Origin of the sequence: Amycolatopsis sp. cmx-11-12 (genome assembly GCF_046269425.1) — a bacterium.
Lineage (GTDB): Bacteria > Actinomycetota > Actinomycetes > Mycobacteriales > Pseudonocardiaceae > Amycolatopsis.
The window spans coordinates 463,086-488,976 of sequence record NZ_JADNQM010000001.1; the positions used below are offsets into that span (position 1 = coordinate 463,086).

Below are 25,891 nucleotides of genomic sequence, written 5' to 3' on the forward strand. Positions count from 1 at the left end.
TCTTGATCGTCCAGCCCGGAACAAGACAAGCCGGGCGCGGCCCCAATCTTGGCACGCGCCCGGCCCGCTCGTGCTGACTACTCGCCGATCACCGGCGGTGCGGTGAGTTCGTCGGTCCCGAAGATGTCGTTGGGGTCGTCGCCGACGAGGTACTTGGCGCTGCGCTCCTCGTCCTCGCCGCCCTTCCCCTTGGCGCCACCGGCACCCATACCGCCCATGCCGCCGCCCATCATGCCGCCGGCACCGCGACCCGCTCCGGCACCGCCGGCCCCGGCGCCACCGGCACCCATGCCGCCGCCCATCCCGGCCGCGCCACCGGGGATGGCCGCGCCACTCGCGCTGCCCGGTCCGCCTGGACCGAAACCACCGGGGCCGAAGCCGCCGTCCGGGCCGAAACCGCCCGCGCCGGGGATGTCGGTGCCACCGAAGCCGCCGCCACCGCCGCCGCCGCCACCTGGGCCGAAGCCTCCGGCACCGGGGATCTTCGGCGGGGTGAAACCGGACGCGTTCGTCCCGTCGTCCCAGGACGGCGGCTTGTAGTTGCTGCCGGGGATGTTCGGGTTGTACTGCCCGCCCGGCAGATTCGATCCGGGCAGGTTCGACCCCGGGATGTTGCTGCCGGGCATGTTCGAGCCGGGAAGGTTGGATCCGGGCAGGTTCGACCCCGGCGTACCGATGCCGGGCATGTTCGAACCGGGAACACTCGGCATCCCGCCGGGCGGCATCGAACCGGGCGGCGTCGAGATGCCGCCGGGCGGCATGCCGTTGTTCCCGTTCCGGTCGCCCTGGCCGTTGTCGTTCCCGTTGCCGTCCTTGTCCTTGCCCTTGCCGCCGCCGTTGACGTCGACGCCTGTGTTCTGCCCCTCCATCTTGTTGTAGGTGGGCAGCTTCTTGCCGTTCTCGGAACTGGCCTTGAAGTACTCGTTGAACGCGTCGACGTTCGCTTGACCCCGTTGGTTGTAGTCCCGGATCGCGCGGTCGGTGTCGGTCGTCCACGGGGTGATGGAGTTGAGCAGGTTGTTCTTCGGCGGATCCTTCGGGACCTGCTGCACCTTCGCCTTCACCGTGGTGAACGCGGTGTTCTGCTCGCCGAGGTACTTGTCGGACTCCACCAGCTTCTTGCCGGAGTCGTCCATCCAGGTCCGCAGCGGATGCGCGCCGGACTGCTGCGCGGCTTCGGCACTCTTACCGGTCCAGGCGGCGTCCATCTCCTTCGACAGGTTGTCGATGGTGGTCAGCCTGTCCTGGTAACCGGCCTTGAGCCGGGTCGCCGCGGCCTGGCCCTCGGAGATCGACCCGGTACCCGGACCGGTGACGATCTTCTCCCAGATGTTGTAGCAGTCGATCTTGCGATCGCCGCCCGACGCTTCGAAGTCGCCGGATTTCGTGGTCGCCAGGTTGTAGGCCGAGTACCCGGCGATGATCGGCAGCAGGAACACGCGTCAGCCCTCCTTCAACGTCTGGATCATCGCTTCCCCCACTTTGAGCGCGACGGGGCACGGATCGCTCGCGCCGGGCCCGTTGTCGTACTGCACCAGGATGTTCACGGCCAGCTGGTCGGTCACGCCGACGAAGAGGCCGCATTTGCCGCTCTTGCGGCCGTCGAGCGCCGCGGCGTAGACCGCCGGGTACCCGCCGACCTCGGTCGGCTCGAAGTACTCGTCGTTGGCTTTCGTGTCGTAGACGTCGCTGAGGCCGTTCTTGTTCGCGAGCACCGGGCTGATCTCGATCTGGTTCAGCCGGTCGTCCGCGGCGAAGATCGAGCAGCCGGGTCCGACGCTCGTGGTCCGCGGTTCGCCTTCGCCGAGGCCGAGCTCGGACCGCTTCGCCGCCGAGAGTGCGGAGCACGCGTCGCTCTCGATCGACGAGGTCTTCAACGGGCTCGGCACCTTGGGCGCGGAGCCGGACGAGCCGCTCGACGCGCTCGGGGAGCCGGCGCCAGTCGTGTAGGACGGCTCCGAGGACGCCGTGCCGCTCTTGGTGCCGGAACAGCCCGCGACCAGCGCGGCGGCGGCGAAAACGAGTACGAGGGAACGTCGCATCACACGGCCTTGTGCTTGTTGAGCGAAGCCTGCGTTTCGGCCTCGTTCGTGGCGATCTTCTGCTTCGCCGCGGTCAGCTGGTCGATGTAGTTCTTGACGTAGTCCTGCATCTTCTGGTTCTGCTCCAGGAACGCCTTGCCAGAGGGGTTGGCCAGCTTCTCCCAGTCGCCGCTCGCGAACTCCTTGCCGGGCGCCTTGACGTTCGCCATCAGGTTCGCGTCGGCGAAGTCCTTCTTGAGCTCGACCTGCAGGTCGGTCCACTTCTTGATGATGCCGTCGATCTTGTCCTTGTCGAAGGTGAACCCGCCGCCACCCCCGCCCGACGTCGACGACGGCTTGTCCGGGTTGGCCGGCGCGGACACCGTGACCTTCTCCTGCCGGTTCTGCTCGGCGTTGCTGTCGTAAGCCATAGCTCCCAGATCCCCTTTTGAGTCCCCGTGCCTCGACGTCGAGTCTCGATAATGCCCCGATCCCCCGTCAAGCCTAAGACGTAGCCCTGCGGAGTGGGGTTCCGAGGACAAGCACAGAAAGCAAAAGGCGGGACCTCTCCGCGATGGAGACGTCCCGCCCGTTACCGAAGCGGTGTTACTTGGCCTTGACCTCGAGCCGCACGTCGACGCGGACGTCGGGGTGCAGACGGGCGCCGACCGAGTGCTTGCCCACGGTCTTGATGTGGTCCTTCAGCTCGATGACGCGCTTGTCGAGCAGCGGGCCGCCGGCGGCCTTGATCGCGTCCACGATCTCGGCGGTGGTGATCGAACCGAAGAGCTTCTTCGAGCCCTCGGCCGCCTTGCCGGTCAGCTGGATGGCGCCGAGGCCCTCCAGGGTCGCCTTGATCTCCTTGGCGTGGTCGAGGTCGCGGATGCGACGGCTCTCCTGCGCCCGCTTGATCGTGCGCACGTTCTTCTCCGCACCCTTGGAGGCCACGATCGCGTAGCCGCGGGGGAGCAGGTAGTTGCGCGCGTAGCCGTCCTTGACCTCGACGATGTCGCCGGGTCCACCGAGGTTGGAGACGTCGGTGGTGAGAATGATCTTCGCCATTGACGTGCCTCCTTAGCGCGCGGTCGAGGTGTAGGGCAGCAGCGCCATTTCGCGGGAGTTCTTGACCGCGATGGCGATGTCACGCTGGTGCTGGCTGCAGTTGCCGGTCACCCGGCGGGCACGGATCTTGCCGCGGTCGGAGATGTACTTCCGCAGCAGGTTGGTGTCCTTGTAGTCGATGTTCTCCGGGCGGCCCTTTTTCTCGGCCTTGCAGAAAACGCAGACCTTCTTCTTGGGCTTGCGGATGGGTGGCTTGGCCACGGTTTTACTCCTGGATTCCTACGTAGTGGTTGTCTCGAGGCGTCTCGCGGAGCTTTCGCCCGCGGTGGACGCACCTGGTGCGACTGTCGATCAGAAGGGCGGCTCGTCGGAGAAGCCACCGCCGCCGCCACCACTGGCGGGCGGGGCGGAACCCCACGGGTCGTCGGCTGGCGGGCCGGACTGGCCACCGCCGCCGCCTCCACCGAAGCCGCCGCCTCCACCGCCACCGGTGCCACGGCTGACCTTGTTCACCTTGGCGGTGGCGTAGCGCAGCGACGGGCCGATCTCATCGACCTCGAGCTCGACGACAGTGCGCTTCTCGCCTTCCTTGGTCTCGAAAGACCGCTGCTTGAGGCGCCCCTGCACGACGACTCGCGCGCCGCGCGTCAGCGACTCGGCGACGTTCTCGGCCGCCTGGCGCCAGATGTTGCAGCGCAGGAACAGGGCCTCGCCGTCCTTCCACTCACCGGACTGCTTGTCCAGCGTGCGCGGGGTGGACGCGACCGTGAAGTTCGCGACCGCCGCACCGGAAGGGGTGAAGCGAAGCTCCGGGTCGGACGTGAGGTTGCCGATCACCGTGATGACGGTGTCTCCAGCCATCGGGAAGTCCTTCGGCTCAGGCCTTGGCGGCGGCGACGGGCTTGGCCGGCTTGATCTCGCGGCGCATGACCTTGGTGCGGAGCACGGTCTCCTGGAGGGAGAGCTGACGGTCCAGCTCCTTGACCGCTTCCGACGTCGAGTTCAGGTCGAGGAGCGCGTAGATGCCCTCGGCGTGCTTCCTGATCTCGTACGACAGACGGCGGCGGCCCCAGACGTCGACCTTCTCCACGCTTCCGCCGGAAGTGCGGATCACGTTGAGGAAGTTGTCCAGGGTCGGGGCGACCGTACGCTCATCGAGCGTGGGGTCCAGGATGACCATTACCTCGTAATGGCGTGACACAACCACTCACCTCCTATGGGCTCGCGGCCACGGACTGTCCGTGGCAGGAGGGTTTGTCCAGGTAAGCGTACCTGGCGGCGTTCGAAGGCCTCGCCTCAGGTCAGGAGACGCGGCGCAGGACCCAGGTGCGGACCAGCGCGGCGGTCACCCCGGCGAGCACGAGCACCGCGAGCAGCATCGGCAGCTGGACGTCGCCGCCGGGCATGCCGTCGGTCGCGAGCGCCTCGGCGTTGCCCGCGTTGCGGACGTCGCTGTTCTGGTCTTGAGCACCAGGGACGCCGTACTGGGGGCCGCCCTCGCCGGGGAGCGGGCTGTTGGCCGGGTAGCGCACGCCCGGCGCCACCGCGACACCCGGCTGCGCGACCGGCAGGTTCCCGTAGTCGCGCGGCGGGGCGTAGCCGGTGCCGTTGCTGCCGCCGGGCAGCAGGCTCGGGTTCGACGGGAGGCCGTGGGTACCGCCGCCGGCGCCGCCCTGCTGCGGGGACGTGGTGCCAGGGGCCGGCAGTGTGGGGGCGACGTAGTTCGTCGCGACGGTGGTCAGGCCGCAGCTGCCGGCGACCTTGTGCTCGATGCTGTTCAGCGTCTTTTCCGGGTTGAGGCCGAGACCCCAGGACTTGGTCTCCCTGACCGCCTGCTTCACGGCCGCGCCGATGGCCTTGCCGTCGACCGAGCCACCCGCGGCGTTCGGGACCGTGCCGAGGTCGATCTTGTTGACCTTCGCGATGTCGTTCGCGGCGACGTCGTAGAGGGCCAGCGTGCCCGCTTCCTTCGCGCCCGCTCGCACCAGTTCCTTGACCGAAGTGCCGGTGATCGCGACGGTGTCGCCCATCCCGCCGTTCACGGTGCCGCTGCACGCGTTCGCCAGCGTGGTCGCCGCCGAGGCGGTGCCCGAGGTCAGGAACGCGCCACCGGTGACCAAGGCCGCGAGTGCGGTGACGGTGAGCGCGTTGCGGGTGGTCTGCCAGATGGTGGTCTTCCGCACGAGCGCGATCCTCCGGGTCGGTGGGGGCGTGAGGCAGTGCATCAGGTTTTCACCAGAGAGAAAGCACTACCTAACGGGGATAACGAGGGAGTGATCCGAAAGATACTAGGCGGTAGGCCTAATTTGTAGCGGCCATTCGGCGGAGGACCCAGGTGCGGACCAGGCCCGCACTGACCCCGGAAAGTAGCAAAACGGCGATCAGTAGCGGCAGTTTCCCGTCCTGAGTGAATCCGTCGCTCACGCTGGGTAGCGCCTCGGCCTGTCCCGCATTCTGGACATCCGGGTCACCGGTCTGGTTTTCGGTCGTGACGCCGAACTGCGGCGCGTAACCCGGGATCTGACCGCCGTAACGCAGTCCGGGCGAAGGGCTGAAAAGACCGGCCATCGCCATCGGGATGGAGCTGTAGTCGCGCATCGGGGCGTAGCCCGTACTGACGCCCCACGGCAGGCCGCCGAAGTTCGGGGTGAAGGTGCCGGGCAGCAGCGGGCTGTTCGCCGCCGGGATGCCGGGGCCGGTCGCCGGGTTGCCGCCCTGCGCCGGGGCGCCGGGTCCGCCTGTCTGCGGGCCGCCCGTGCCGGGAGCGGGTTTCCCTGGCTGGGGCTGGGTGCCGGGGGCGGGTTTGCCACCGCCGGTCAGCGCCTGGGTGGTGCCGGTGACGGCACCGTTCAACGCTTCCGCGGCGGGTTCGCCGATGACCGGGACCGGCGCGACCACGGCGTTCACCACGGTCACCGTCACCTTGCAGACCGTGCCGAGCAGCGCGTTGATCGTGCCCGTGAGCACTCCGGAGACCGGACCGGCGTGGCCGAGGTCCAGCGGGATGCCGAGCAACGGCGTCTTCCCGAGGATCTTGTCGCCGGGCTTCGCGGTCACCGATCCGCCGCAGGCGGCGGTCTTCGTCTCGGCGGCGGCGGCCGTGCCCGGCATGGCGAGGGCGGCCGAGCCCGCGAGAATGAAGGCCGAGGCACCCAGGGCGGTCGCCCTCCGTGGCCGTTCGCGCATGCCTTCGACTCCTCCGTCGTCGGGTTCACCTAACCAGCACAACGACGCTAATGGAGACGAGTAACGCCCGCTCACTCGAAGAGGTCAGGCATTCGAGTGGAAGCGGGCGTCACTGAGGGTGAAATCAGGCGGGCTTGCCCCGCAGCCAGGCACGGACCAGCGCCGCGGCGACGACGGCCAGCGCCAGCACCGCGAGCAGCAGCGGCAGCTTGGCCGGGGCGACCGGCGCCTGGACGGCCTGCGCGTTGCCGGTGTCCTTCTCGTCGACGGTCGGCGGCGGCACCTCGCCGGGGATGATCTCGGTGATCACCGGCGCCTGCACGAAGTTGCCGGGAAGCAGCGCCGCGTTGCTGATGACGCCGGCGATCGAGTCGCCGCCGATGCCGGTGGAGGAACCAGGACCGGATTCGACCGGGAGTTCGCTACCCGGTCCGCCGGGCTGTCCCGGCTTCGGGGGCTCGGGCTGCGGAGGTTTCGGACCGGGCTCCGGAGGCTGCGGGCCGGGGCCCGGTCCCGGAGGGATCTCGGGAAGCCCCGGAACTTCTTCGACGACACCCTGGGTCAGGTTGCCGACCGCGTTCACCGCGCCCTGCGCGGGCGGGCAGACACTCTTCGCGGCGAGGTCGCCGACCGCGTTGTCCGTGAGGCCGGTCGCCTTGACCAGGTCACCGACCGGCAGCGAGAGCAGCGGTTTCCGGCCTTCGGCGGTCTTGGCCTTCGAGTCCAGCCCGACGGTCAGCGCCTCGGGCGAGTTCAGCGGAGCGCCCGCGTCGAGAACGAGGCCGTCCGCGGTCTCCCCGTTCTGGAGTGTCGCGGCGCATTTGCCGGAAAGGGTCGGATTCGGTCCCTCGGCGGCCATCGCGAACGTCGGGAACGCGAGACCGGCCGAAACCGAAAGTGCGAAACCCAATGCCGTGATCCGCCCGGCAGTCTTCCCCATCGAGCTCGTCCTCCGCCCCTCAGACCCAACGCGGTTTTAACGGAACGCGCTCACGCTACCCCACGAGCGTGACGACCTGGGCCGCGCCGGGGAGAAATCCCCAGTAGTACCTTGCTTGCATGAAAATCGGTGCCCACGTCCGCGACGACGACCCCCTATCCGCGGTAGCCGAACGCGACGCCGAGGTCCTCCAGTTCTTCCTTTCCGACCCGCAGGGCTGGAAGGCTCCCAAACCCCACCCGCACGGCGAAGCGATCAATGAATCGCCGGTCGAGGTGTTCATCCACTCGCCGTACTTGATCAATGTGGCGTCGATGAACAACCGCATTCGCATCCCCTCGCGGAAGAACGTCACGCAGCACGCGAACGGCGCGGCCGAGATCGGCGCGAAAGGGCTTGTCGTGCACGGCGGCCACGTCGGCTCTTCGGAAGACGTCGAAGAAGGCCTTGTCAACTGGCGCAAGCTTTTCGAGCGCGAACAGGAGAAGGGCGGCTTCGCCGTTCCCATCCTGATCGAAAACACCGCCGGCGGCGACAACGCGATGACCCGCGACCTCGACACGATCGCCCGGCTCTGGGACAAGGTCGGCGAATTCGGCGCGGGCTTCTGTTTCGACACCTGCCACGCGTACGCGGCGGGCTGGGACCTGACCGAGGCGGTCAAGAAGGTCAAGGCCATCACCGGCCGGATCGACCTGGTGCACCTCAACAACTCGCGCGACGAGTTCGGTTCCACCCGTGACCGGCACGCCAACGTCGTCGGCGGCGACGGCACGATCGACCCCGAGGTGCTGGCCGCGGTCGCCGCCGAGGCGGGTGCTCCCGTGATCGTCGAGACCCCGGCCGACGGCCAGGCCGCCGACATCGCCTACGTCCGCGAACGCGTCGCCTCCGCCTAGCGCCCCTGGACGCGCGTCGCGTTTAGCCCGCTAAACGCGACGCGCCCTCCTCCCGCGGCAGCGGGGTGGTGCCCTGCGCGCTGGCTACTCAAGCGGGAGGCCCTTCCCTCTCCAGCGGGAGGGCCGGGCACGCGGATCGCGAAAGGCTTCAGTCCAGGGAAACACCTGGTACTGGAGGGAAAGCCATGAACATCAAGTCGAAGATCGCCGCGATCGCCGTGTTAGCCGCCGTGGCGGGAACGCTGGGGGCGACACAGGCGAGCGCGGCGCCGGAGCGGGGTTCGGTCGTGTTGGGATCGGCGGGCGGACCGCTGACGTTCCCGGGCTACGACAACGACCCGGTCCGCTTCGATTTCGCCGCGTTCGGCGAACCCGGCAAGTCCTCGGGCCGGTTCCACGTGAATCACGTGACCAAGGACGGAAAACTCGTCGCCGACTTCGACGGCCGGGTCGACTGCGTCTCCCGCGCCGGCAGCCTCGCCATCCTGACCGGGGTGATCGAACGTGCCGACATCCCCGGCCTCCCGGTGAACGTCGTCGGCCGCCGGGTCGGCTTCTCGGTGCAGGACGAGCCGCGCGGCCACGATCGGATCGGCTGGAGCTGGGCTTACGGCGGGTTCGAGCAGGACGTCCTGCCGTGCACCGGTCCGGTGCCGTTCTTCCGGACGAGCACAGGCGGCTACACCGTCCGCTGAATCGGCTTGACCCTCACGCCACGGGAGGGTCGAACCTGATCCGCATGAAGAATCGCACCGTGTACCGGGCGGAGGACGGCGAGCACGTCGGTTACGTCGTCCCCGCACCGGACACCCGTTGGCAGGCGCTGACCGTTTTCGGCTACCCGCTCGGCGGGCCCGCCGCCTTCGACGACTCCGTCGCGTTGCTGGAAGCCGAAGGCCTGGCCATTCTCGCCGAGCGCTGGTCGGTCAAGTACGGCGAAGACTGGTTCGCCTGCCGCCTGGTCGAGACCTCGCCCGACGAGGTCGTCGTCCAGATCGATGACTTCGGCGCCGAGGACTTCGGCAGGCACATCAAGCTGGAACGTCCTGGACCCGAGGTGCTGAAGCGCGCTTAGCGTCCGGTGCGCCATCGAGGAAACCGCCGACGGGATCGTCGTCCCCGGCGAGGCGGACGGGGTCTGTGCGCGGCTGGTAGATGTCGCGGATCACCAGCGCGCACAGGCCGAGCACCGCGAGGTCGCGGACGACGACGGTGCCGAGGAACCAGTCCTCTGGCAGGCCTTTGTTGTCGACGCCGAGGTAGTACATCATCCGCGGCACCCAGACCAGCGCGTCGATGAGCATCCAGCCGAGCAGCAACCGCCAGCGCGGGATCGCGAGCACCGCCAGCGGCACCAGCCACAGCGAGTACTGCGGGCTCCACACCTTGTTGGTCAGCAGGAACGCGGCCACCACGAGGAAGGCCAGCTGGCCGAGCCGCGGACGGCGCGGTGCCTTCAGCGCGACGTACCCGATGCCGGCGCAAGCGGCGAGGAACAGCACCGCGACGACGACGTTGAGCACGACCGGCGTCTCGCCCGCGGCGAGCTTCCCGTCGAAACCGGCCCAGCCGGAAAGATGGGAGATCACGTTGTAGAGCGAGTCCGGGTCCATCGGGCGCACCGTGTTGAGCCGGAAGAACTCCCACCAGCCGGTCGGCGCGGCGAGCGCGAACGGGACGTTGACGACCACCAACGTCGCCGCGGCGAGTCCGGCGGTGAGCGCCCACTGCTTGACCTTCCCCGCGCGCAGGCACAGGAATAACAGAGGGATGAGCAGGAGCAGCGGATACAGCTTCGCCGCCGCGCCGAGGCCGAGCAGGAATCCCGCGACTTCGGGCCTGCGCCGGGCCCAGGCCAGCAGCGCGGTCGCGGTGAACGCGGTCGCGATGGCGTCGAAGTTGGTGAAGGTGTGCACCAGCACCAGCGGTGAGATTGCCACCAGCGCGACGTCCCACGGACGGCGTTTCATCGATCGGCCGGTCGCCCATACGGTGACGAGCCAGGCCAGCGCGAGCCAGAGCGCCGAGATGTTGAAGTAAACGGCGACCGGGAGCGCGCTGGGCAGCCAGCCCGCTTTCGCGACCGAAAGCCACGCTTCGGTGAGCTTCGCGTTGATCCACTGGAACAACCCGGTCGCGACCGGGTACTCCATGTACCGCGTGGTCTCCTTCGCCGTTCCCTCGTCCTCGGTCCACGAAGTCACGTACGGGAAGGTGTCCGGGTCGTTCAGCCGCTCGGAACTGTAGAGCGGGATGATGTCCGAATAGCACATCGCGACGAACGGGCGGCCCGCCCGCCAGTCGAGCTGATGCGTCCCGGAGTCGTCGGTGTACTCCTGGATGCAGGACGCCTTGCCGAACCACGAGAGCAGCAGCGCGAGGCAGGCCAGCAGCAGCCCGACGCGCTGCGGCGACCAGAACCAGTGCCGCCCCACGGCCGCGTGCTCGCCGAGCGGGCCGCCGATCGGCCGGGTGGCCGCGGCCACGAGCGGTTCGTTCCAGCTCGGGATGACCCGCTCGCCGGGGGTGAGGGAGAGCGGGGCCTCGGGCTGGGTCGTCTGGTCGGACACGTGGCGGATGTTAGCGCCTATCCGGGTGACCCCCGGTGATATCGCCGCTGTCGTAGAACCCGGACAGGACCTCGACCGCCGCGCCGAACGCGACGACGTCGTCGCCCATCTCGTCGAGGTCGACCTGGATCCGTTGCCAGTGCGGCAAAGGCAGCAGTTCCCGCAGCCGTGCGGCGACCGTGTCGCGATAGATCTCCGGCTCGGCGCGGACCGAACGCCCGGTCAGCACGACGCGTTCGAGGTCGAGCACCTGGACGAGGTCGGCGAGTCCGATCCCGAGCAGGCCCGCCGCCTCCTCCGTGGTCGCCGCCGCGTTGTGCAGCACTTCGACGCAGCCGCGGCGCCCGCACGCGCAGCGCGGCCCGTCGAAGGCGAGCGTCGTATGCCCGAACTCGCCCGCGTTGGTGCGCGGGCCGCGGTACAGCCTGCCGTCGATCAGCAGGCCGACGCCGATCCCGGTGCCGACGAGCACGACGGCGGTCGCGGCCTGGTCGCCGTCGGTCCAGTGCTGGGCGAAGGCGGCGGCATTGGTGTTCTTGTCGAGCCGCACGGGCAGCCCGGTGCGCTTCGCGAGCAGGTCGCGCAGGGGGACGTGGTGCCAGCCCGGCATGTTCGTGGCGTCACGGACCAGCCCTTCGCGGTGGTCGAGCGGTCCGACGGCGCCGACGCCGAGGCCGAGTACGCGTTCGCGCTCGACACCGTCGAGTAGCGCTTCGGTCGCTTCGGCGAGGGCGGAAACGGCATGATCAGGAGTGAATCCCGGGGACAGCGGGCCGCCCCGCGACGCGATGACCTTCCCGGTCAGATCGGTCCTGAGTACCCGGAAGGAGTCCCGATCGAGCTGGGCGCCGAGCGCGTACCGGGCGTCCGCGCGAACGCGCAGCAGCGTGCGCGGCTTGCCGACGCCGGACGCGGGCTGGCGCTCCTCGTCCAGCAGGCCGGCTTCGAGCAGTTCGGGGACGATCTTCGAGACGGCCTGTTGCGTGAGCCGGGTGCGGTCGGCGAGTTCGACGCGGCTGAGGCCGCCCGCGCGCAGGATGTGCGTGAGCAGCAGCGTTCGGTTGTGCTGGCGCAGGCCGCGCAGATTGACCCCGGTCTCCGGCATAGCGCGCATCCTGCCACGACTGGCTGATTACGCAACACTGTTGTTTAATGGAGTCATGGCTGACTTGCGAGTGGGGATCTTCGGATACGGCATCGGGGGGCGCGTCTTCCACGCCCCGTTGATCAGCGCGACACCGGGGCTGACCCCGGCCGCCATCGTCACTTCGAATCCGGACCGGGTCAGGCAGGCCGGCGCCGATTATCCGGCCGCCGACGTGCTGCCGGACGCGGACGCGTTGTTCGCGAAGGCGGACGAACTGGATCTGGTGGTGGTCAGCACGCCGAACCGCACGCACGTCCCGCTCGCGCTTCGGGCGATCGAGGCCGGGTTGCCCGTCGTCGTCGACAAGCCCTTCGCGCCGACGGCGGCCGAAGCGGCGAAGGTCGTCGAGGCCGCGAAGGCCAAGGGCGTCGGACTGACGGTTTTCCAGAACCGCAGGTTCGACTCGGACTTCCTGACCGTCCGGAAGCTCATCGACGCGGGCCGCCTCGGTGACGTCTTCCGCTTCGAGTCGCGCTACGACCGCTGGGTCCCGAAGCCGCGGGACAACTGGCGCGAATTCGGCGACCCCGCCGAGGCGGGCGGGCTGCTCTACGACCTCGGCGCGCACATCGTCGACCAGGCGCTCCAGCTGTTCGGCCCGGTCGACGAGGTTTACGCGGAGGTCGACAAGCGCCGTGCCGGGGTATCGGTCGACGACGACGTCTTCGTCGCCCTTCATCACACCAACGGCGTGCGCTCGCACCTGTGGGCGTCCGCGCTCGCGGGGACACGGAACCCGCGCTTCCGCGTACTCGGCGACAAGGCGACCTTCACGAAGTACGGCCTCGACGTCCAGGAGCCGCAGATCAAGGACGGGCTGCGGCCCGGCGATCCCGGCTGGGCCGTGGAACCGCCGTCGGACGCCGGACGGCTCGGCGTGAACGACGACGTCGAGACCGTGCCCACCGAGGTCGGCCGCTATGAGGACTTCTACGCGCAGGTGCGCGACGCGCTACTCGGCAAAGGCGAGTTCCCGGTCGACCCCGGCTCCGCCGTCGAGGCGCTCCGGGTCATCGAAGCCGCCCACCTTTCCGGTGCCGAGCGGCGCGTCGTCACCCTCTAGCTAGTGTGGCGATTCGTTAGTTCGCGACTTGAGTTCGTGCTTAGGTTCCGGTGTTGTGTCACGCTGTTCGGCGTACCAGCCGCCCAGCCGCCCAGCACGTGTCGCGAAAGCCACTTTCGCGACATCTGACGTCCCGAAAGTGGCTTTCGCGACGCATCAGGTCAGGAGCATTCAGCGATGGGTGACCGGATTCCAGCATCAATTTACGGCGCGAATTTCTGACGCGCGACACTAGCCGTTGTCGCCCCGGCCGCCACCGCGGCCGTTGCTTTCTTCGCCGTTGTTCTCACTGGACGACGGAGGGTTCCGCGAGCTGGACGGCGGGTCCTCCTCGTTCCGCGAGGACGACGGACCGCTCGATGGGCCGGTCGACGGCGTCCCGGTCTCACTGGTGTCCTCGTTGTCTTCGGGCGGGGTCTGCGTCGACGGGACGGTGTTGTTGTTGTCTCCCCCGCCGATGATCTTGACCTTGTCGAAGCGTTCCCCCGGCTTCCCGTTCAGGTACTGGGTGAGGAACTTCTGCCAGATCGGCCCGGCGATCGTCGAACCGAAGATCGCCTTGCCGTTCTTGCCCTTCAGCGCCTTGTCGCCGTCGCCGCCGACCCACACCGAGACGGAGATCGACGGCGTGTAGCCGACCATCCAGGTCTGTGAGTTGGAGTCCTTCGCCGACGAGGGCTCGCCCGACCGGTAGGTGTGCTGCTGGGTTCCCGTCTTGCCGGCGCACTCGTGACCGTTGGGGCACTTGAGCTTCGAGAACGGGATGACACCCTTGAGCGACTCGGTGACGTTGCCCGCGATCTGCTTGCTCTTGTCGGAGTCGTCGGAGAACGCGGGTTTCGCCTCCTCCGGGGCCGAGTACGCGGCTTCGTCCTGCGAGTTGGTCACCTTGGCGACGAAGTGCTTGGTCCGCCGCTGGCCATCGGCCGCGAAGGTCGCGTACGAGGCGGCCATGTCCTCCGGGCTGATGACCGTCTTGCCACCGCCGAGCGCGATGTTGTTGTCACCGGTGAACAGTTCGGCGGTGCCGTCGGGCGAGGGTTTGACCCCGGCGTCCTTGGCCGCTTCGGCCACCGGCCCGGTCTTGGTGACGTTGGCGACCATGTCGTAGAACACCGTGTTCGCCGAACGCTGCATCGCCTCGGACACCGTGCACTGCGCCGAGCACGAACTGCCGGGCCCGGCGTTCCGGATCGTCTGCTTCCCGAACTGCCTGTTGTTGGACCCGTCGAACGTCGAGTTGATGCCACCCTTGCCCGATTTCAGGTACGCGGTGAGGTCGAACGGTTTCATCGACGATCCGGGGTTCTGCGGCGTGTTCGCCCAGTCACGGCCCTTGAGGTCCTGGCCGTTCGGTCCCTTCACGATGGACGGGCCACCGTAATACGCCTTCACCCCACCGGTTTTGGGGTCGACAGCGACGAGCGCGTTGAGCAGGTTCTCGTCGGTTTGGCCCTTCATCCCTTCGGCCACCGCCTGCTCGGCCGCGGCCTGCGCCTTCGGGTCGATGGTCGTGTAGATCTTGTAGCCGCCCGTGTAATAGACGGCGTCGGTGATGCCGTTCGCGGCCAGCTCTTCCTTGACCTTGTCGCGGATGAACGGGTTCACCACCCCGGCCTGCTGCTTGTCGGTCTGCGGGATCGGCGTCGGGAACTGTAGGTTCGCGCGGTCCGCGGCGGACAGGAAGTTGTTCTGCACCATGCGGTTCAGCGCCACGTTCCAGCGTTCGTTCGCGACCTTCGGGTTCTCCGAGCGGCCCGGCTGCTGGATGAGACCCGCGAGCAGCGCCGCCTCGGACGCGTTCAGCTCGCCCGCGGGCTTGCCGAAGAACGCCTGCGCGGCCGATTCGATCCCGTACGCGCCGCGGCCGTAGTAGATGATGTTCAGGTACGCCGAGATGATGTCCTTCTTCTCGTACGTCTGGTTCATCTTGAAGGATTTGGCGAGTTCGGTCCACTTACGGGTGAGCGACGATTCGTCGTCCCCGCTGGCGACCTTGATGTACTGCTGGGAGATGGTCGAACCACCGCCCTTGCCCGCGGTCACCTGGTTGTAGACCGCGCGCAGGATGCCGCCGACGTCGAAGCCGGAGTTCGTCTCGAAGGAGGCGTCCTCGGTGGCGATGACGGCCTTCTTGACGATGTCCGGGATCTGCTCCGGCGTCAGGATCTGCCGGTTGCCACCCTTGGGCACGTCCTTGCCCATCTCGGTGTTGTCGGCGTAGTAATAGGTCACCGCCTGGCCCTGCGTGGCCGCGACGGCCTGCGGCGACGGGACGTCGACGGCGAAGTAGGTGATCACGAACGCGATCGCCGGGAGCACGAAGAAGAGGCAGAACAGCGCGAGCAGCACTCGCCGGATCCGTCTCCACCGGCGCTTCTTACGCTGCGCCGGGGTGAGGATCGGCTTCCCGTCCTCGCCGGTCTCCTGGACGTACTGGTCGTCTTCGTAAGGCTCCTCGTAGCCGCGATCCGCGTCGTACCGGTGCTCGGTGCCGTTGTGCTCGTGATGCGTGATGAGGTCCGGCTCGTGCTGCGGCGCGACCTGCGGTCGCTGCGGACGCCGCGGTGGCTGCTGAGGTGGTTGCTGAGGCGCGCCCTGCCGCTGCCACGGGGCCTGACCCGGGCCCTGGGGGCCGGGCGGCCGCTGACCGTGGCCCGGTGGCGGCCCACCGGCGGGACGGCGGGGTGGTCCGGCCGGGCGTTGCGGACGACGTGCGGGGTCAGGGTCCTGACCTGGCCATCCGCCGTGGGGATCGTCGTTCACTTTGACGTCCTCCGAACCTTTCGTGGGTGAGCGCGGTCCTGCGGTCGCAGGTCTCCTTCTAGTTAAGACGTATCGGATCGGTTCAGGTTCACCGGTGTGACGAAAGAAGGTGTGCCGGGCCACTGCCCAGCACACCTTCTTCAGTCGCTTCGCCCGTTCATCACGGATCTTCGGCGTTCGGGAACAACGGATCCGAAGTCCCCGGCCCCGGCCTGGTCGGCTTCGTGGGCTTGGTCGGTTTCGTCGGCCAGCCACCGGTTTCCGTCGGCTCGGTCGGCTCGGTGGGAGTCGTCGGCGTCGGCGTGGTCGACGGCGTCTCGGGCGGCGGCGTCGTCGTCTCCGGCGGTTTCTGGGCCGTCGTCGCCGGTGGCACGTAGCGCGCGTCCTTGCCGATCGGCTTGACGCTGTCGAACTTCTCCGAAGGCTTGCCGGTCAGATACCGGGACATGAAGTCTTCCCAGATCGGGCCCGCGATGGTCCGGCCGTAGATCGGTTTGCCGCTCTTGTCGTGCAGCGGCCTGTTGCCGTCGCCGCCGACCCACACCGCGGTCGAGATGCTCGGCGTGTAGCCCACCATCCAGGTCTGCGCGTTGCGGTCGTGGTAGTTCGCCGGGTCGCTGTCCTTGAAGTCGTACTGCTGCGTCCCGGTCTTGCCCGCGCATTCCTGACCCTTGGGGCACTTCAGCTTCGAGTACGGGATGACCTCTTCGAGCGCGTCCGTGACGTTGCCGGCGATCTGCTTGCTCTTGTCGGCGTCGTCACTGAAGGCGGGAGTGCCCTTGGGGGTCGTCTCGTCGAACTCGACCTCGTCCTGGGAGTTGGTCATCTTGGCGACGAAGTGCTGCTTCTGCCGGACGCCTTCACCGGCGAAGGTGGCGAATCCGGCCGCCATGTCCTCCGCCGTGGTGACCGTGCGGCCACCGCCGAGCGCGATGTTGAGGTCGGGGTAGAGAACCGACTTGCCGTTCTCGTCCTCCGTCCGCACGCCGGCTTCCTTCGCGGCCTTCGCCACCGGGTCGACCTTGGTCTTGTTGATCACCATGTCGTAGAACACGGTGTTCGCGGAGACCTTCATCGCCTCGGCGACCGTGCACTGGGAGCCACAGTTGGAACTCTCGCCCGCGTTCCGGATCGTGCGGTAGGTGCCGTTGCCGACGTCGAACTTCCGGTTGTTGGAACCGTCGAAGGTCTCGCCGAGGCCCTTGCCCATCTTGAGGAACGCGGCGAGGTCGAAGGCCTTGAACGCGGAACCCGGGTTGTGCGGGACGTTCGCCCAGTCATGGGCCTGGACGTCCTGGCCCTGGTCGTTCTTCGTCCAGTCCGGGCCGCCCCAGTAAGCGACCACGCCGCCCGTTTTGGGATCGACCGCGACCAGCGCGTTCAGGATGCTCTCGTCGGTCTGGCCCTTCATCCCCTCGGCGACGGACTCCTCGGCCATCTTCTGCGCCTTGGGGTCGATCGTCGTGGTGATCTTGAAACCGCCCTGGTGCAGCCGGTCCTGGTCGTAGCCGCGGGCCTCGAGTTCGTCGATCACCCGGTTCCGGATGTGCAGGCTCAGCGTCCCGGCGTCGTCGGCCTTCGCCTGCGCCTTCGGAATCGGCTTCGGGAACTCGGCGGTGGCGCGCTGACCCGGGTCGAGCCACTTGTTCGCCACCATCTGGTCCATCACGAAGTTCCAGCGCCTCTGCGCGTACGCGTCGTTCTCGGACTTGCTCGGGCCCTGGATCAGGCCGGCGAGCAAGGCGGCCTCGGACGCGCCGAGCTCCTTGGCGGGCTTCTTGAAGTAGGCCTGCGCGGCCGCTTCGATGCCGTTCGCGCCGCGGCCGAAGTAGATGGTGTTGAGGTAGGCGGTGATGATCTCCTCTTTGGACATCTGGTTGTTCATCTTGAAGGATTTGGCCAGCTCGGTCCATTTACGGGTGAGCGTCGGAGCCTCGTTGGCCGTGGCCTTCTTGATGTACTGCTGGGAGATCGTCGAACCGCCGCCCTGGCCGCCGGTGACGTTGTTGTAGACCGCGCGCAGGATGCCGCCGACGTCGAACCCGGAGTTGGTTTCGAACGACGAGTCCTCGGCCGCGTACACGGCCTTCTTGACCGCGTCCGGGACATCGCCCGGCTTCAGCAGGTACCGGCTGCCGCCGCTGGCGGGCGCGATCTTGCCCATCGGGCTGCCGTCGGCGTACATCAGCGTGATCGGCTGACTCTGCTGGCTCGCGATGCTTTCCTGCGACGGGACGTCCACCAGGAAGTAGGTGATGACGAACGCGATCGCCGGCACCACGACGAACAGGCCGAACATCGCGTAGAGCACCCGGCGGACGATGCGCCAGCGCCGTTTCTTGCGCTGCTTCGGGGTGAGGACCTTTTTCTTGTCGTCGTCTTCGTCGTCGGCGGGCTCTTCGTCGTACTGGTCGTCACCCTCGGCGCCCAGCGCCGCGCTTTCGTGACGATCGTCATAGCGATCGTCGTACGGGTCGTAGCCGTACGGGTCTTCGGTGCCGTTGTGCGCGTGATGCGTGATGAGGTCCGGCTCGCGCTCGTACGGGTCCGGTTCGACCGGGCGGACCAGCGCGGTCGCCTGATCGACCGGCGCGGGAGGACGCCGGTCGCCGGGCGGAGGCGGCGGCGGGCGGTGACCGACGGCGCCCTGCTGGGAACGCTGGGCACCGGCACCGACGGGACGGCCACCGGGCGGCGGCGGGGGCGGGGGCCCCTGCCTGCGCGGGGGCATGCCGTTGGGGCGGCGCGGCGGCGCGGGACGGCGCGGTTCGTCGTCGGACGGCCACTCCGGACCGCCACCGTCACCGGCAGGCCATTGCGGGGCCGCGGAGCGTGGGTTTTCGGAGCGCGGGGCCGCCGAGCGTGGCGCGGCCGCCCGGGGGGCGCCGTTCGGGGGTGTCCGGCGCTGGGGGCGGCGCGGAGGTTCCTCGCCCGGCCAGCCGGGATCGTCGGCTTCGCCCGGCCATTGGGCACGGCGAGGTGCATCAGGCTCCTGACCCGGCCAGGAGCGGTTGCGGTCGTCGTTCACGAATGGGCCTCCCAGACCGGCGCTTCGGGGGACGCCGCTCTGTGGTCAACTGCGTTTTCGATACCTGTCACTGACCCGCTGTCCTCTGTGACCGGGTCCGTGGCCTGGTGGTCCCAGGATCTCCCGTTCCGAGGACGTAGGACCGCACCAGGTGGTTCCAGTGACAGCTCCGGCATACCTCGACCTCGTAGACGGTGAACTCCGCGAAGAGCCCGTCCATCCGCACCAGTTCGTCCGGCGTCTTGGCGGATCCGGCGACGTGCTTGAGCTCGTCGCCGTAGACCCAGGACACCAGGGTCAGTTCCTCCCGGTGACAGACCGGGCAGTCCTGCTCACCAGGTCGTCCGTGGAATTTCGCGGCCCGCAGGAGGTACGGACCCGCGTCGCAGACGTCGTATGTGCCGACCCGTCCGGAGTGGACGCCCTTGAGCAGCGCGCGCCGCTGTAAGGCGTAGTCCACGACCTGCCGCTGGTTTCGCACGCCAACAGAGTACGGGCTCTTGCTGTGTGGTCCACGCCCCGTTCTCGGCGGAACGGTGCGTGCACAGTCGGACACGCCGACGATTCGATAACTCTCCGGTGAATTTCGTCCGGTTATCCGGTAACTCGATCGGGGTTAGCTACACCACTCCGATGTATCGGCGCGATATAGTGGGCCGGTAGGTTGACCGAGCCGGTCTCGGTGGCCAACGTGATCGGTCGCGGTTTGTTCCCGGAAGGGGGTGCGGTGTGCTCGAGCTCGCGATCTTGGGGCTGCTGCACGAAACCCCCATGCACGGTTACGTGCTGCGCAAACGTTTGCATGAGACGCTCGGGATGTTCCGGACGTTCTCGTACGGCTCGCTGTACCCGACCCTGCGTCGGCTGCTCCGCGCCGGTTACCTCGTCGAGGAGCTCGAAGAGGTGGAAGACCGGGCGTGGGCACGCCGGGGCAAGCGGGTGTACAAGCTCACCGCCGAGGGCAAGGAACGGTTCGCCGAACTGCTCGGCGACGCGGGCCCGCAGACATGGGACGACGAAGGCTTCGGCGTCCACCTGGCGTTCTTCTCGAGGACACCGGCCGACGTCAGGATGCGAATCCTGGAAGGCCGTCGTCGTCGGGTCGAGGAACGCCGAGAAGGACTTCGGACGGCAATGGCGCGGGCCGAGGAGAAGATCGACCGCTACACCCGCGAGCTGCACCGGCTCGGGCTGGAGTCCAGCGAGCGGGAGGTGCGCTGGCTCAACGAGCTGATCGCGCACGAACAGGCCGAGCAGCGTGGACCGGAGACCTGAGGCGCTCTCCGTGCCCCGCTGGGCACTACCTACAACTGTTGGACGAATTGAAGGAGAAACCGGCATGGGCGAGAACCGCCGCGTTCGGGTGGCCATCGTGGGCGTCGGCAACTGTGCGGCCTCGTTGGTCCAGGGCGTTCAGTACTACAGCGACGCGGATCCCAGCACCCGCGTGCCCGGTTTGATGCACGTCGAGTTCGGCGAGTACCACGTCCGCGACATCGAGTTCGTCGCCGCGTTCGACGTGGACGCCAAGAAGGTCAGCCGCGATCTGTCCGAGGCGATCTTCGCCAGCGAGAACAACACCATCAAGATCGCCGACGTGCCGCCGCTGGGCGTCACCGTGCAGCGCGGTCACACCTACGACGGGCTCGGCCGCTTCTACCGCGAGACCATCGAGGAGTCGGACGAGACCCCGGTCGACGTCGTCGCCGCCCTGCGCGAGGCCGAGGTCGACGTGCTCGTCTCCTACCTCCCGGTGGGCTCCGAAGAGGCCGACAAGTTCTACGCGCAGGCGTGCATCGACGCCGGTGTGGCGTTCGTCAACGCGCTGCCGGTGTTCATCGCCTCGGACCCCGAGTGGGCGGAGAAGTTCCGCGCGGCCGGCGTTCCGATCGTCGGTGACGACATCAAGTCCCAGGTCGGCGCCACCATCACGCACCGCGTGCTGGCGAAGCTGTTCGAGGACCGCGGTGTCCAGCTCGACCGGACCATGCAGCTCAACGTGGGCGGGAACATGGACTTCCTGAACATGAAGGAGCTCGAGCGGCTCGAGTCGAAGAAGATCTCGAAGACCCAGTCGGTCACTTCGCAGGTCGACCGCGAGCTCGGCAAGGGCAACGTCCACATCGGACCGTCCGACTACGTGCAGTGGCTCGACGACCGCAAGTGGGCCTACGTCCGGCTCGAGGGCCGCGCCTTCGGCGACGTGCCGCTGAACCTGGAGTACAAGCTCGAGGTGTGGGACTCGCCGAACTCGGCGGGCATCATTATCGACGCCGTGCGTGCCGCGAAGATCGCGAAGGACCGCGGCATCGGCGGCCCGATCCTCTCGGCTTCCTCGTACTTCATGAAGTCGCCGCCGGAACAGTACGACGACGCCACCGCTCGCGACGAGGTGGAGAAGTTCATCGCGGGCGAGGCGTAAGCCCCCTGTAGCGCGCTATGAACGGCCCGTTACTTGCAAATTTTGCAAGTAACGGGCCGTTCATAGCATCTCAAGCGAGCTATTGAGGGGTAAGGCGAACGTGGCGTGCGGCCGTCAGGGCCGCCCTTGCCCTTCCCTCAATAAGCCCCTTCAGCCCTCTCCAGGGCCGCCGGAAGATCCGTGATCGTCGAGACCACCGTCGTCTGCGCCAGCACCGAAGGATCCGGCGGGAAGTGCGGATTCGGCACCGCGTACACCGTCATCCCCGCGGCCAGCGCCGCGCGCAGCCCGTTCGTCGTGTCCTCCACGGCCGCGCAGTTCTTCGGCTCCACGCCCAGCAGCTCGGCCGCCCGCAAGTACACGTCGGGCGCCGGTTTTCCAGCACCGACCTGCTCCGAGGACACCGCTGTCGGCACCGGCAGCCGCGTGATGTCCAGGAACGCCTTGATCAGCAGCGGCGGCGACGAACTCGCGATCGCCACCGGCCAGTGCTTCGCGACCTCGCGCACGACGTCCGGCCCGCCGGGGATGATCGGCGGCTTCTCCGCGTACCGCCGCGCCATCCGCTCGACCACCACCTGCGCGACATCCGCCGGGCGGAGCTGAACGCCCAGGTCGTGTGCCAGGTAGGCGGCCCATTCCGGGGTGCTCATCCCCTGCATCGCCCTGGTCGACTCATCCCGCCAGGTGCCGTGGAACTCGTGGGCGACCGCCCGCCGGACCTCGTCCCACATCTTTTCCGAATCCACCAGGACACCGTCGAGATCGAAGATCACCGCTTCCACACCCTCAACCCTAGGCCGAGGAGACTTGTGCGGCAGATTACTTAGCCATGCTCAGTAATTTTAGTTAGCATGACTAAGTGACCTCGAAAGTCGCCGACCTCGCCCACCGGCTCCGCCCGCTGGTGTTCCGGCTGTACTACCTCGTCCGCCGGGAGACCCCGCAGGTGCAGCTCACCCTCACCCAGGGGTCGGTGCTGTCGGAGCTGCTGAACGGCGGCCCCCGCCGGATGAGCACGCTCGCCGACCTCGAACGGGTCCGGATGCCGACGATGACCGACGTCGTCCGCCGTCTCGAACGGCTAGGCCTGGTCAGTCGCCGTCCGGATCCCGCCGACGGCCGGGCCGTGCTCGTCGAGGTCACCGAGGTGGGGCAGCGCTTCCATCGCCAGTTGATCGTCGCCAGGGAGGAATTCCTCCGCGAGCGGCTCATCGAACTGGACGAGACCGACCGCGACGCGATCGAAGCCGCGCTCCCCGCCCTCGCCAGGTTGCTGCACGAAGACAAGAAGGAGGAACTGATCCGCGATGAGCGCTGAGTCCCACTCGAGCCTGCTGGACGCCCTCAAAGGACAGTCCAAACAGGTATGGATCACCGCGTTCGCCGCGGTCATCGCGTTCATGGGGATCGGGCTGGTCGACCCGATCCTGCTGTCGATCGCCGAAGGCCTGCACGCGACGCCGTCCGAAGTGACCTTGCTGTTCTCCAGCTATCTCGGCGTCCAGGCGGTCGCCATGCTGGTGACCGGCGCGATGAGTGCCCGGTTCGGGGCCAAGCGGACCGTGGTCGTCGGGCTGACGCTGGTCGTCGTCGCCACCGCGCTGTGTGCCGCGTCCGGGTCGATCGAGCAGCTCATCGGGCTGCGCGCGATCTGGGGTCTCGGCAACGCCTTCTTCATCGCGACCGCGCTTTCGGTCATCGTCGGCGCCGCGACCGGCGGCCAGGCTGGCGCGATCCTGCTGTACGAAGCCGCGCTCGGGGTCGGTCTCGCGGTCGGTCCGCTGCTGGGCGCCCTGCTCGGCAGCATCTCGTGGCGTGGCCCGTTCGTCGGCACTTCGCTGCTGATGCTGTGCGGTCTCGTGCTGTGCTCGATCTTCCTGACCAGTGACGCCAAGGTGAAGCGGCCGAAGGTCCGCCTGCTCGACCCGTTCCGCGCACTGAAGCACGGCGGGCTCCTGCGCACTTCGATCGGTTCCGCGCTCTACACCGCCGCGTTCTTCGTGGTGCTGGCCTGGTCGCCGTTCGTACTGGAGTGGAGCGCCGTCGCCGTCGGCCTGATCTTCTGCGGCTGGGGCCTGTCGGTCGCCGTCGCGGGCGTGGTGCTGGCGCCGAAACTCGCCGCGAAGCTCGGCGAGCGGCACGCGACCGTGGTCGCCGTCTTCGGCTACGGCGTACTGCTGCTGATCATGGCGATCCCGAGCAAGCCGGTGTTGGTCGTCGGCATCATCCTGTCGGGGCTGGTCTCCGGTCTGCTGAACACGCTCTTCACCGGGACGGCCATGTCGATCAGCGACGCCCCGCGTCCGGTCGCGAGCGCCGGATACAACTTCTGCCGCTGGCTCGGTGGTGCGGTCGCCGCGACCGTCGTCGGTCACCTTGCCGAGTGGTTCGGCGCCAAGCAGGCGCCGTTCGTGATCGCCGCGATCCTGTGCGTACTCGCCGGCGCGCTGCTGACGATTCGTGAGAAGTCCGCTGATCCGCACACGATTCCGGCCGAAGCGGTCCTCGTGGGCGAAGAGATGTGAATCGGAACAAAAGGTGAACGCCGGACCAACGAGGGGTTTCCTCTCGTTGGTCCGGTGCCTTAGCGTCGACCTCCCGAACTGCCTGACCGGAGGTCCCGTGAAGTTCCTTCCGTTGCTGGCCGGCCACTCACCAAGCCGGGCATCAGTGACCTGTACCTACCGCTGTGGCGACGCGTGCTTCCACGACGCGCCGAACACCTCGGACAACCCCACCTTCGCCGACGTGCTCGGCGCGGTGAGCCGCCGCGGCGCGCTCAAGGCGACCGCCGTCGTCGCGCTGGCCGCCGGGACGCCGCTCGCGCTCGCCGCGCCAGCCACCGCCGCACCCGGGGGACGCCCGAAGCCGCCACCCGGCACCGACTACAAACGGGTCCAGCCGAACACGCTCGACGCCGTCGTGGTGCCCGAGGGCTACCAGCAGGGCATCGTCATCCGCTGGGGTGACGCGGTGCTGCCGGGCGCGCCGGAGTTCGACTTCGACCACCAGACCGCCGCGGCGCAGGCGAAGCAGTTCGGCTACAACTGCGACTTCGCCGCGCTGCTTCCGCTCGACCATTCGGGGCTTTCTTCGCTCCTGGTGACGAACCACGAGTACACCTCGGAAGAGTTCATGTTCCGCGGCTACGACCGGAACAACCCGACCGCGGAACAGGTCAAGATCGCCTGGGCGGCCCACGGGCTGACCGTCGTCCAGGTGTCGCGCGGACGCGACACCGGGCACCTGCGGCCGAAGATGTCCCGCTACAACCGGCGGATCACCCTGCACACCCCGTTCAAGGTGACCGGTCCGGCGGCGGGCAGCGACCTGCTCAAGACCGCCGCCGATCCCACCGGCACGGTCGTACTGGGCACGATGAATAACTGCGCCGGCGGCGTCACGCCGTGGGGCACGATCCTGTCCGGCGAGGAGAACATCAACCAGTACTTCGGGAACGCGGACACGGTGACCGATCCCGTGGCGCGCAAACGGCTCGCGCGCTACGGCATCAACGGCACCGCGACCACCCGGAAGTGGGAGCGGTTCGACGCGCGCTGGGACATCGCCAGGGAACCGAACGAGGCCAACCGCTTCGGCTGGGTGATCGAACTGGATCCGAACGATCCGGACAGCACCCCGGTCAAGCACACGCATCTGGGCCGGTTCAAGCACGAGACGGCGAACATCCGGATCGCCAAGGACGGCCGCGTGGTCGCCTACTCCGGGGACGACGAGCGGTTCGAGTACATCTACAAGTTCATCTCCAAGGGTCGCGTGAAGCCGGGCGACAGCGGACATGCCCGGCGGCACAACATGACCCTGCTCGACGACGGCACGCTGTACGTCGGCCGGTTCACCGGCGACAGCCCGGCCGCCGAGATCGACGGCACCGGGAAACTCCCCAGTGACGGCGAATTCGACGGCAGCGGCGAGTGGATCCCGCTGGCCTCGGGCAAGAAGTCCTTTGTGGACGGAATGACCGCCGAAGAGGTGTACGTGTTCACGCGTGAGGCGGCCGACAAGGTGGGCGCCACCAAGATGGACCGCCCGGAGGACATCCAGGCGCATCCGCGCACCGGCCGGATCTACTGCGCGCTGAGCAACAACGTCGATCGCGGCAAGCCGGGCAAGGAAGGTGCCACCGAGCCCAACCCGCGGCTGAACAACAAGCACGGTCAGGTGCTGGAGTTCGAGGAGCGCCGAGGCGACGCGCTCGCGCTGACGTTCAGCTGGCGGCTGTTCCTGGTGTGCGGTGACCCGGCCTCGCCGGACACCTACTTCGCCGGATTCCCCAAGGACCAGGTCTCGCCGATCTCCAGCCCGGACAACGTGGCCTTCGACAAACACGGCAACCTCTGGATCTCCACCGATTCGGCGGGCGCGCTCGGCATCAACGACGGCCTGTACTCGGTGCCGCTGGAGGGCCGCAACCGCGGGGAGCTGAAGCTGTTCCTCACCGTGCCGCGTGGCGCGGAAACCTGTGGGCCGATCGTCGAGGAGAAGATCGTCACAGTCTGTGTCCAGCATCCGGGTGAAGTGGACGGGGCGAACGCCGACAAACCGGCCTCCCATTGGCCGGACGGCGGCGAAAACCAGCCAAGGCCGTCGGTGGTGGCGGTGTGGAAACCCGGCAGGCGCGGCCTGTCCGACATCGGTTCTTAGGCTGGTTCTCTTAAAGCACGTTGCGACGCGCTACTAGTCGTAAGCAACGTCCTAGCAGTACTTTCCGTCGATGGCGCGCGGCCGGTCCCGGCAGCGCGCCATCGCTCGTTCGCGCGCTG

General features: G+C 68.0%; 25 protein-coding genes. 9 read left to right on the top strand and 16 right to left on the bottom strand.

Annotation, left to right across the window (positions count from 1 at the left end; translation table 11 throughout):
• Window positions 1-77 precede the first annotated feature (77 nt).
• The 10 genes from ACLARN_RS02205 to ACLARN_RS02250 form a co-directional block, all read right to left on the bottom strand.
• Window positions 78-1,439 (bottom strand): hypothetical protein, encoded by a 1,362-nt coding sequence (locus tag ACLARN_RS02205; protein ID WP_409489593.1) that lies wholly within the window; start codon window positions 1,437-1,439, stop codon window positions 78-80.
• A 3-nt stretch (window positions 1,440-1,442) separates the two neighbouring features.
• Window positions 1,443-2,042 (bottom strand): DUF3558 domain-containing protein, encoded by a 600-nt coding sequence (locus ACLARN_RS02210; protein ID WP_409489594.1) that lies wholly within the window; start codon window positions 2,040-2,042, stop codon window positions 1,443-1,445.
• Window positions 2,042-2,452, bottom strand: a complete 411-nt coding sequence (locus ACLARN_RS02215; RefSeq protein WP_409489595.1) for a hypothetical protein — start codon at window positions 2,450-2,452, stop codon at window positions 2,042-2,044. Before ACLARN_RS02215 ends, ACLARN_RS02210 begins: the two co-directional genes overlap by 1 nt.
• A 175-nt stretch (window positions 2,453-2,627) precedes the next feature.
• Window positions 2,628-3,083: a 50S ribosomal protein L9 gene (gene rplI, locus ACLARN_RS02220; protein ID WP_409489596.1), complete on the bottom strand. Its 456-nt coding sequence runs from the start codon at window positions 3,081-3,083 to the stop codon at window positions 2,628-2,630.
• A gap of 12 nt (window positions 3,084-3,095) precedes the next feature.
• Window positions 3,096-3,344, bottom strand: a complete 249-nt coding sequence (gene rpsR, locus ACLARN_RS02225; protein WP_005168122.1) for a 30S ribosomal protein S18 — start codon at window positions 3,342-3,344, stop codon at window positions 3,096-3,098.
• Between the two features lie 90 nt (window positions 3,345-3,434).
• The gene (locus ACLARN_RS02230; RefSeq protein WP_409489597.1) at window positions 3,435-3,944 is read right to left on the bottom strand and encodes a single-stranded DNA-binding protein; all 510 of its coding nucleotides are present in this window, start codon (window positions 3,942-3,944) and stop codon (window positions 3,435-3,437) included.
• A 16-nt stretch (window positions 3,945-3,960) separates the two neighbouring features.
• The gene (gene rpsF, locus ACLARN_RS02235) at window positions 3,961-4,284 is read right to left on the bottom strand and encodes a 30S ribosomal protein S6 (protein WP_409489598.1); all 324 of its coding nucleotides are present in this window, start codon (window positions 4,282-4,284) and stop codon (window positions 3,961-3,963) included.
• 100 nt (window positions 4,285-4,384) lie between these two features.
• Window positions 4,385-5,266, bottom strand: a complete 882-nt coding sequence (locus ACLARN_RS02240; RefSeq protein WP_409489599.1) for a hypothetical protein — start codon at window positions 5,264-5,266, stop codon at window positions 4,385-4,387.
• A gap of 118 nt (window positions 5,267-5,384) precedes the next feature.
• A complete protein-coding gene (locus ACLARN_RS02245) occupies window positions 5,385-6,269 on the bottom strand; it encodes a hypothetical protein (RefSeq protein WP_409489600.1) in 885 nt (294 codons plus the stop codon).
• A gap of 124 nt (window positions 6,270-6,393) precedes the next feature.
• A complete protein-coding gene (locus tag ACLARN_RS02250) occupies window positions 6,394-7,209 on the bottom strand; it encodes a hypothetical protein (protein WP_409489601.1) in 816 nt (271 codons plus the stop codon).
• A gap of 119 nt (window positions 7,210-7,328) precedes the next feature.
• Between ACLARN_RS02250 and ACLARN_RS02255 the strand changes: the two genes are divergently transcribed.
• The 3 genes from ACLARN_RS02255 (at window position 7,329) to ACLARN_RS02265 (ending at window position 9,183) form a co-directional block, all read left to right on the top strand.
• A complete protein-coding gene (locus ACLARN_RS02255) occupies window positions 7,329-8,108 on the top strand; it encodes a deoxyribonuclease IV (RefSeq protein WP_409489602.1) in 780 nt (259 codons plus the stop codon).
• A gap of 185 nt (window positions 8,109-8,293) precedes the next feature.
• Window positions 8,294-8,803, top strand: a complete 510-nt coding sequence (locus tag ACLARN_RS02260; RefSeq protein WP_409489603.1) for a hypothetical protein — start codon at window positions 8,294-8,296, stop codon at window positions 8,801-8,803.
• A 44-nt stretch (window positions 8,804-8,847) separates the two neighbouring features.
• Window positions 8,848-9,183 (top strand): hypothetical protein, encoded by a 336-nt coding sequence (locus ACLARN_RS02265; protein ID WP_409489604.1) that lies wholly within the window; start codon window positions 8,848-8,850, stop codon window positions 9,181-9,183.
• On the opposite strand, the gene ACLARN_RS02270 is transcribed toward ACLARN_RS02265, so the two are convergent.
• Complete coding sequence (locus ACLARN_RS02270; RefSeq protein ID WP_409489605.1) at window positions 9,140-10,678, bottom strand: glycosyltransferase family 87 protein; 1,539 nt, start codon at window positions 10,676-10,678, stop codon at window positions 9,140-9,142. The genes ACLARN_RS02265 and ACLARN_RS02270 overlap by 44 nt on opposite strands.
• 10 nt (window positions 10,679-10,688) lie before the next feature.
• Window positions 10,689-11,783, bottom strand: a complete 1,095-nt coding sequence (locus ACLARN_RS02275; RefSeq protein ID WP_409489606.1) for an ROK family transcriptional regulator — start codon at window positions 11,781-11,783, stop codon at window positions 10,689-10,691.
• A 55-nt stretch (window positions 11,784-11,838) separates the two neighbouring features.
• Here ACLARN_RS02275 and ACLARN_RS02280 point away from each other — a divergent pair, with 55 nt between their 5' ends.
• Window positions 11,839-12,888 carry a Gfo/Idh/MocA family oxidoreductase gene (locus ACLARN_RS02280; protein ID WP_409489607.1) on the top strand — a complete coding sequence of 350 codons (1,050 nt, stop codon included), beginning with the start codon at window positions 11,839-11,841 and terminating at the stop codon, window positions 12,886-12,888.
• A gap of 231 nt (window positions 12,889-13,119) precedes the next feature.
• Here ACLARN_RS02280 and ACLARN_RS02285 read toward each other — a convergent pair whose 3' ends face one another.
• From ACLARN_RS02285 to ACLARN_RS02295, 3 genes are all read right to left on the bottom strand, one after another.
• Window positions 13,120-15,654 (bottom strand): transglycosylase domain-containing protein, encoded by a 2,535-nt coding sequence (locus tag ACLARN_RS02285; protein WP_409489608.1) that lies wholly within the window; start codon window positions 15,652-15,654, stop codon window positions 13,120-13,122.
• Between the two features lie 160 nt (window positions 15,655-15,814).
• A complete protein-coding gene (locus ACLARN_RS02290; protein ID WP_409489645.1) occupies window positions 15,815-18,223 on the bottom strand; it encodes a transglycosylase domain-containing protein in 2,409 nt (802 codons plus the stop codon).
• A 526-nt stretch (window positions 18,224-18,749) separates the two neighbouring features.
• Window positions 18,750-19,163: a DUF5318 domain-containing protein gene (locus ACLARN_RS02295; RefSeq protein WP_076156714.1), complete on the bottom strand. Its 414-nt coding sequence runs from the start codon at window positions 19,161-19,163 to the stop codon at window positions 18,750-18,752.
• 248 nt (window positions 19,164-19,411) lie between these two features.
• Here ACLARN_RS02295 and ACLARN_RS02300 point away from each other — a divergent pair, with 248 nt between their 5' ends.
• Both ACLARN_RS02300 and ACLARN_RS02305 read left to right on the top strand, forming a co-directional pair.
• Window positions 19,412-19,957 (top strand): PadR family transcriptional regulator, encoded by a 546-nt coding sequence (locus ACLARN_RS02300; RefSeq protein ID WP_005168208.1) that lies wholly within the window; start codon window positions 19,412-19,414, stop codon window positions 19,955-19,957.
• Window positions 19,958-20,021: 64 nt separating this feature from the next.
• The gene (locus ACLARN_RS02305; RefSeq protein ID WP_409489609.1) at window positions 20,022-21,104 is read left to right on the top strand and encodes an inositol-3-phosphate synthase; all 1,083 of its coding nucleotides are present in this window, start codon (window positions 20,022-20,024) and stop codon (window positions 21,102-21,104) included.
• A 137-nt stretch (window positions 21,105-21,241) separates the two neighbouring features.
• Here ACLARN_RS02305 and ACLARN_RS02310 read toward each other — a convergent pair whose 3' ends face one another.
• Complete coding sequence (locus ACLARN_RS02310) at window positions 21,242-21,889, bottom strand: HAD family hydrolase (protein ID WP_409489610.1); 648 nt, start codon at window positions 21,887-21,889, stop codon at window positions 21,242-21,244.
• 77 nt (window positions 21,890-21,966) lie between these two features.
• On the opposite strand from ACLARN_RS02310, the gene ACLARN_RS02315 reads away from it, so the two are divergent.
• The 3 genes from ACLARN_RS02315 to ACLARN_RS02325 all read left to right on the top strand — a co-directional run bounded on the left by ACLARN_RS02315 (window position 21,967) and on the right by ACLARN_RS02325 (window position 25,772).
• Window positions 21,967-22,425 carry a MarR family winged helix-turn-helix transcriptional regulator gene (locus ACLARN_RS02315; protein ID WP_409489611.1) on the top strand — a complete coding sequence of 153 codons (459 nt, stop codon included), beginning with the start codon at window positions 21,967-21,969 and terminating at the stop codon, window positions 22,423-22,425.
• Window positions 22,415-23,632 carry an MFS transporter gene (locus ACLARN_RS02320; protein WP_409489612.1) on the top strand — a complete coding sequence of 406 codons (1,218 nt, stop codon included), beginning with the start codon at window positions 22,415-22,417 and terminating at the stop codon, window positions 23,630-23,632. Before ACLARN_RS02315 ends, ACLARN_RS02320 begins: the two co-directional genes overlap by 11 nt.
• Window positions 23,633-23,729: 97 nt before the next feature.
• Window positions 23,730-25,772, top strand: a complete 2,043-nt coding sequence (locus ACLARN_RS02325; RefSeq protein WP_409489613.1) for a PhoX family protein — start codon at window positions 23,730-23,732, stop codon at window positions 25,770-25,772.
• The last annotated feature ends 119 nt before the right edge of the window (window positions 25,773-25,891 follow it).

Coding starts and splice junctions, on each gene's coding strand:
- ACLARN_RS02210 (WP_409489594.1), bottom strand. CDS start 2,042: ATGCGACGTTCCCTCGTACTCGTTTTCGCCGCCGCCGCGCTGGTCGCG.
- ACLARN_RS02215 (WP_409489595.1), bottom strand. CDS start 2,452: ATGGCTTACGACAGCAACGCCGAGCAGAACCGGCAGGAGAAGGTCACG.
- rplI (WP_409489596.1), bottom strand. CDS start 3,083: ATGGCGAAGATCATTCTCACCACCGACGTCTCCAACCTCGGTGGACCC.
- ACLARN_RS02230 (WP_409489597.1), bottom strand. CDS start 3,944: ATGGCTGGAGACACCGTCATCACGGTGATCGGCAACCTCACGTCCGAC.
- ACLARN_RS02245 (WP_409489600.1), bottom strand. CDS start 6,269: ATGCGCGAACGGCCACGGAGGGCGACCGCCCTGGGTGCCTCGGCCTTC.
- ACLARN_RS02250 (WP_409489601.1), bottom strand. CDS start 7,209: ATGGGGAAGACTGCCGGGCGGATCACGGCATTGGGTTTCGCACTTTCG.
- ACLARN_RS02255 (WP_409489602.1), top strand. CDS start 7,329: ATGAAAATCGGTGCCCACGTCCGCGACGACGACCCCCTATCCGCGGTA.
- ACLARN_RS02260 (WP_409489603.1), top strand. CDS start 8,294: ATGAACATCAAGTCGAAGATCGCCGCGATCGCCGTGTTAGCCGCCGTG.
- ACLARN_RS02265 (WP_409489604.1), top strand. CDS start 8,848: ATGAAGAATCGCACCGTGTACCGGGCGGAGGACGGCGAGCACGTCGGT.
- ACLARN_RS02275 (WP_409489606.1), bottom strand. CDS start 11,783: ATGCCGGAGACCGGGGTCAATCTGCGCGGCCTGCGCCAGCACAACCGA.
- ACLARN_RS02280 (WP_409489607.1), top strand. CDS start 11,839: ATGGCTGACTTGCGAGTGGGGATCTTCGGATACGGCATCGGGGGGCGC.
- ACLARN_RS02305 (WP_409489609.1), top strand. CDS start 20,022: ATGGGCGAGAACCGCCGCGTTCGGGTGGCCATCGTGGGCGTCGGCAAC.
- ACLARN_RS02320 (WP_409489612.1), top strand. CDS start 22,415: ATGAGCGCTGAGTCCCACTCGAGCCTGCTGGACGCCCTCAAAGGACAG.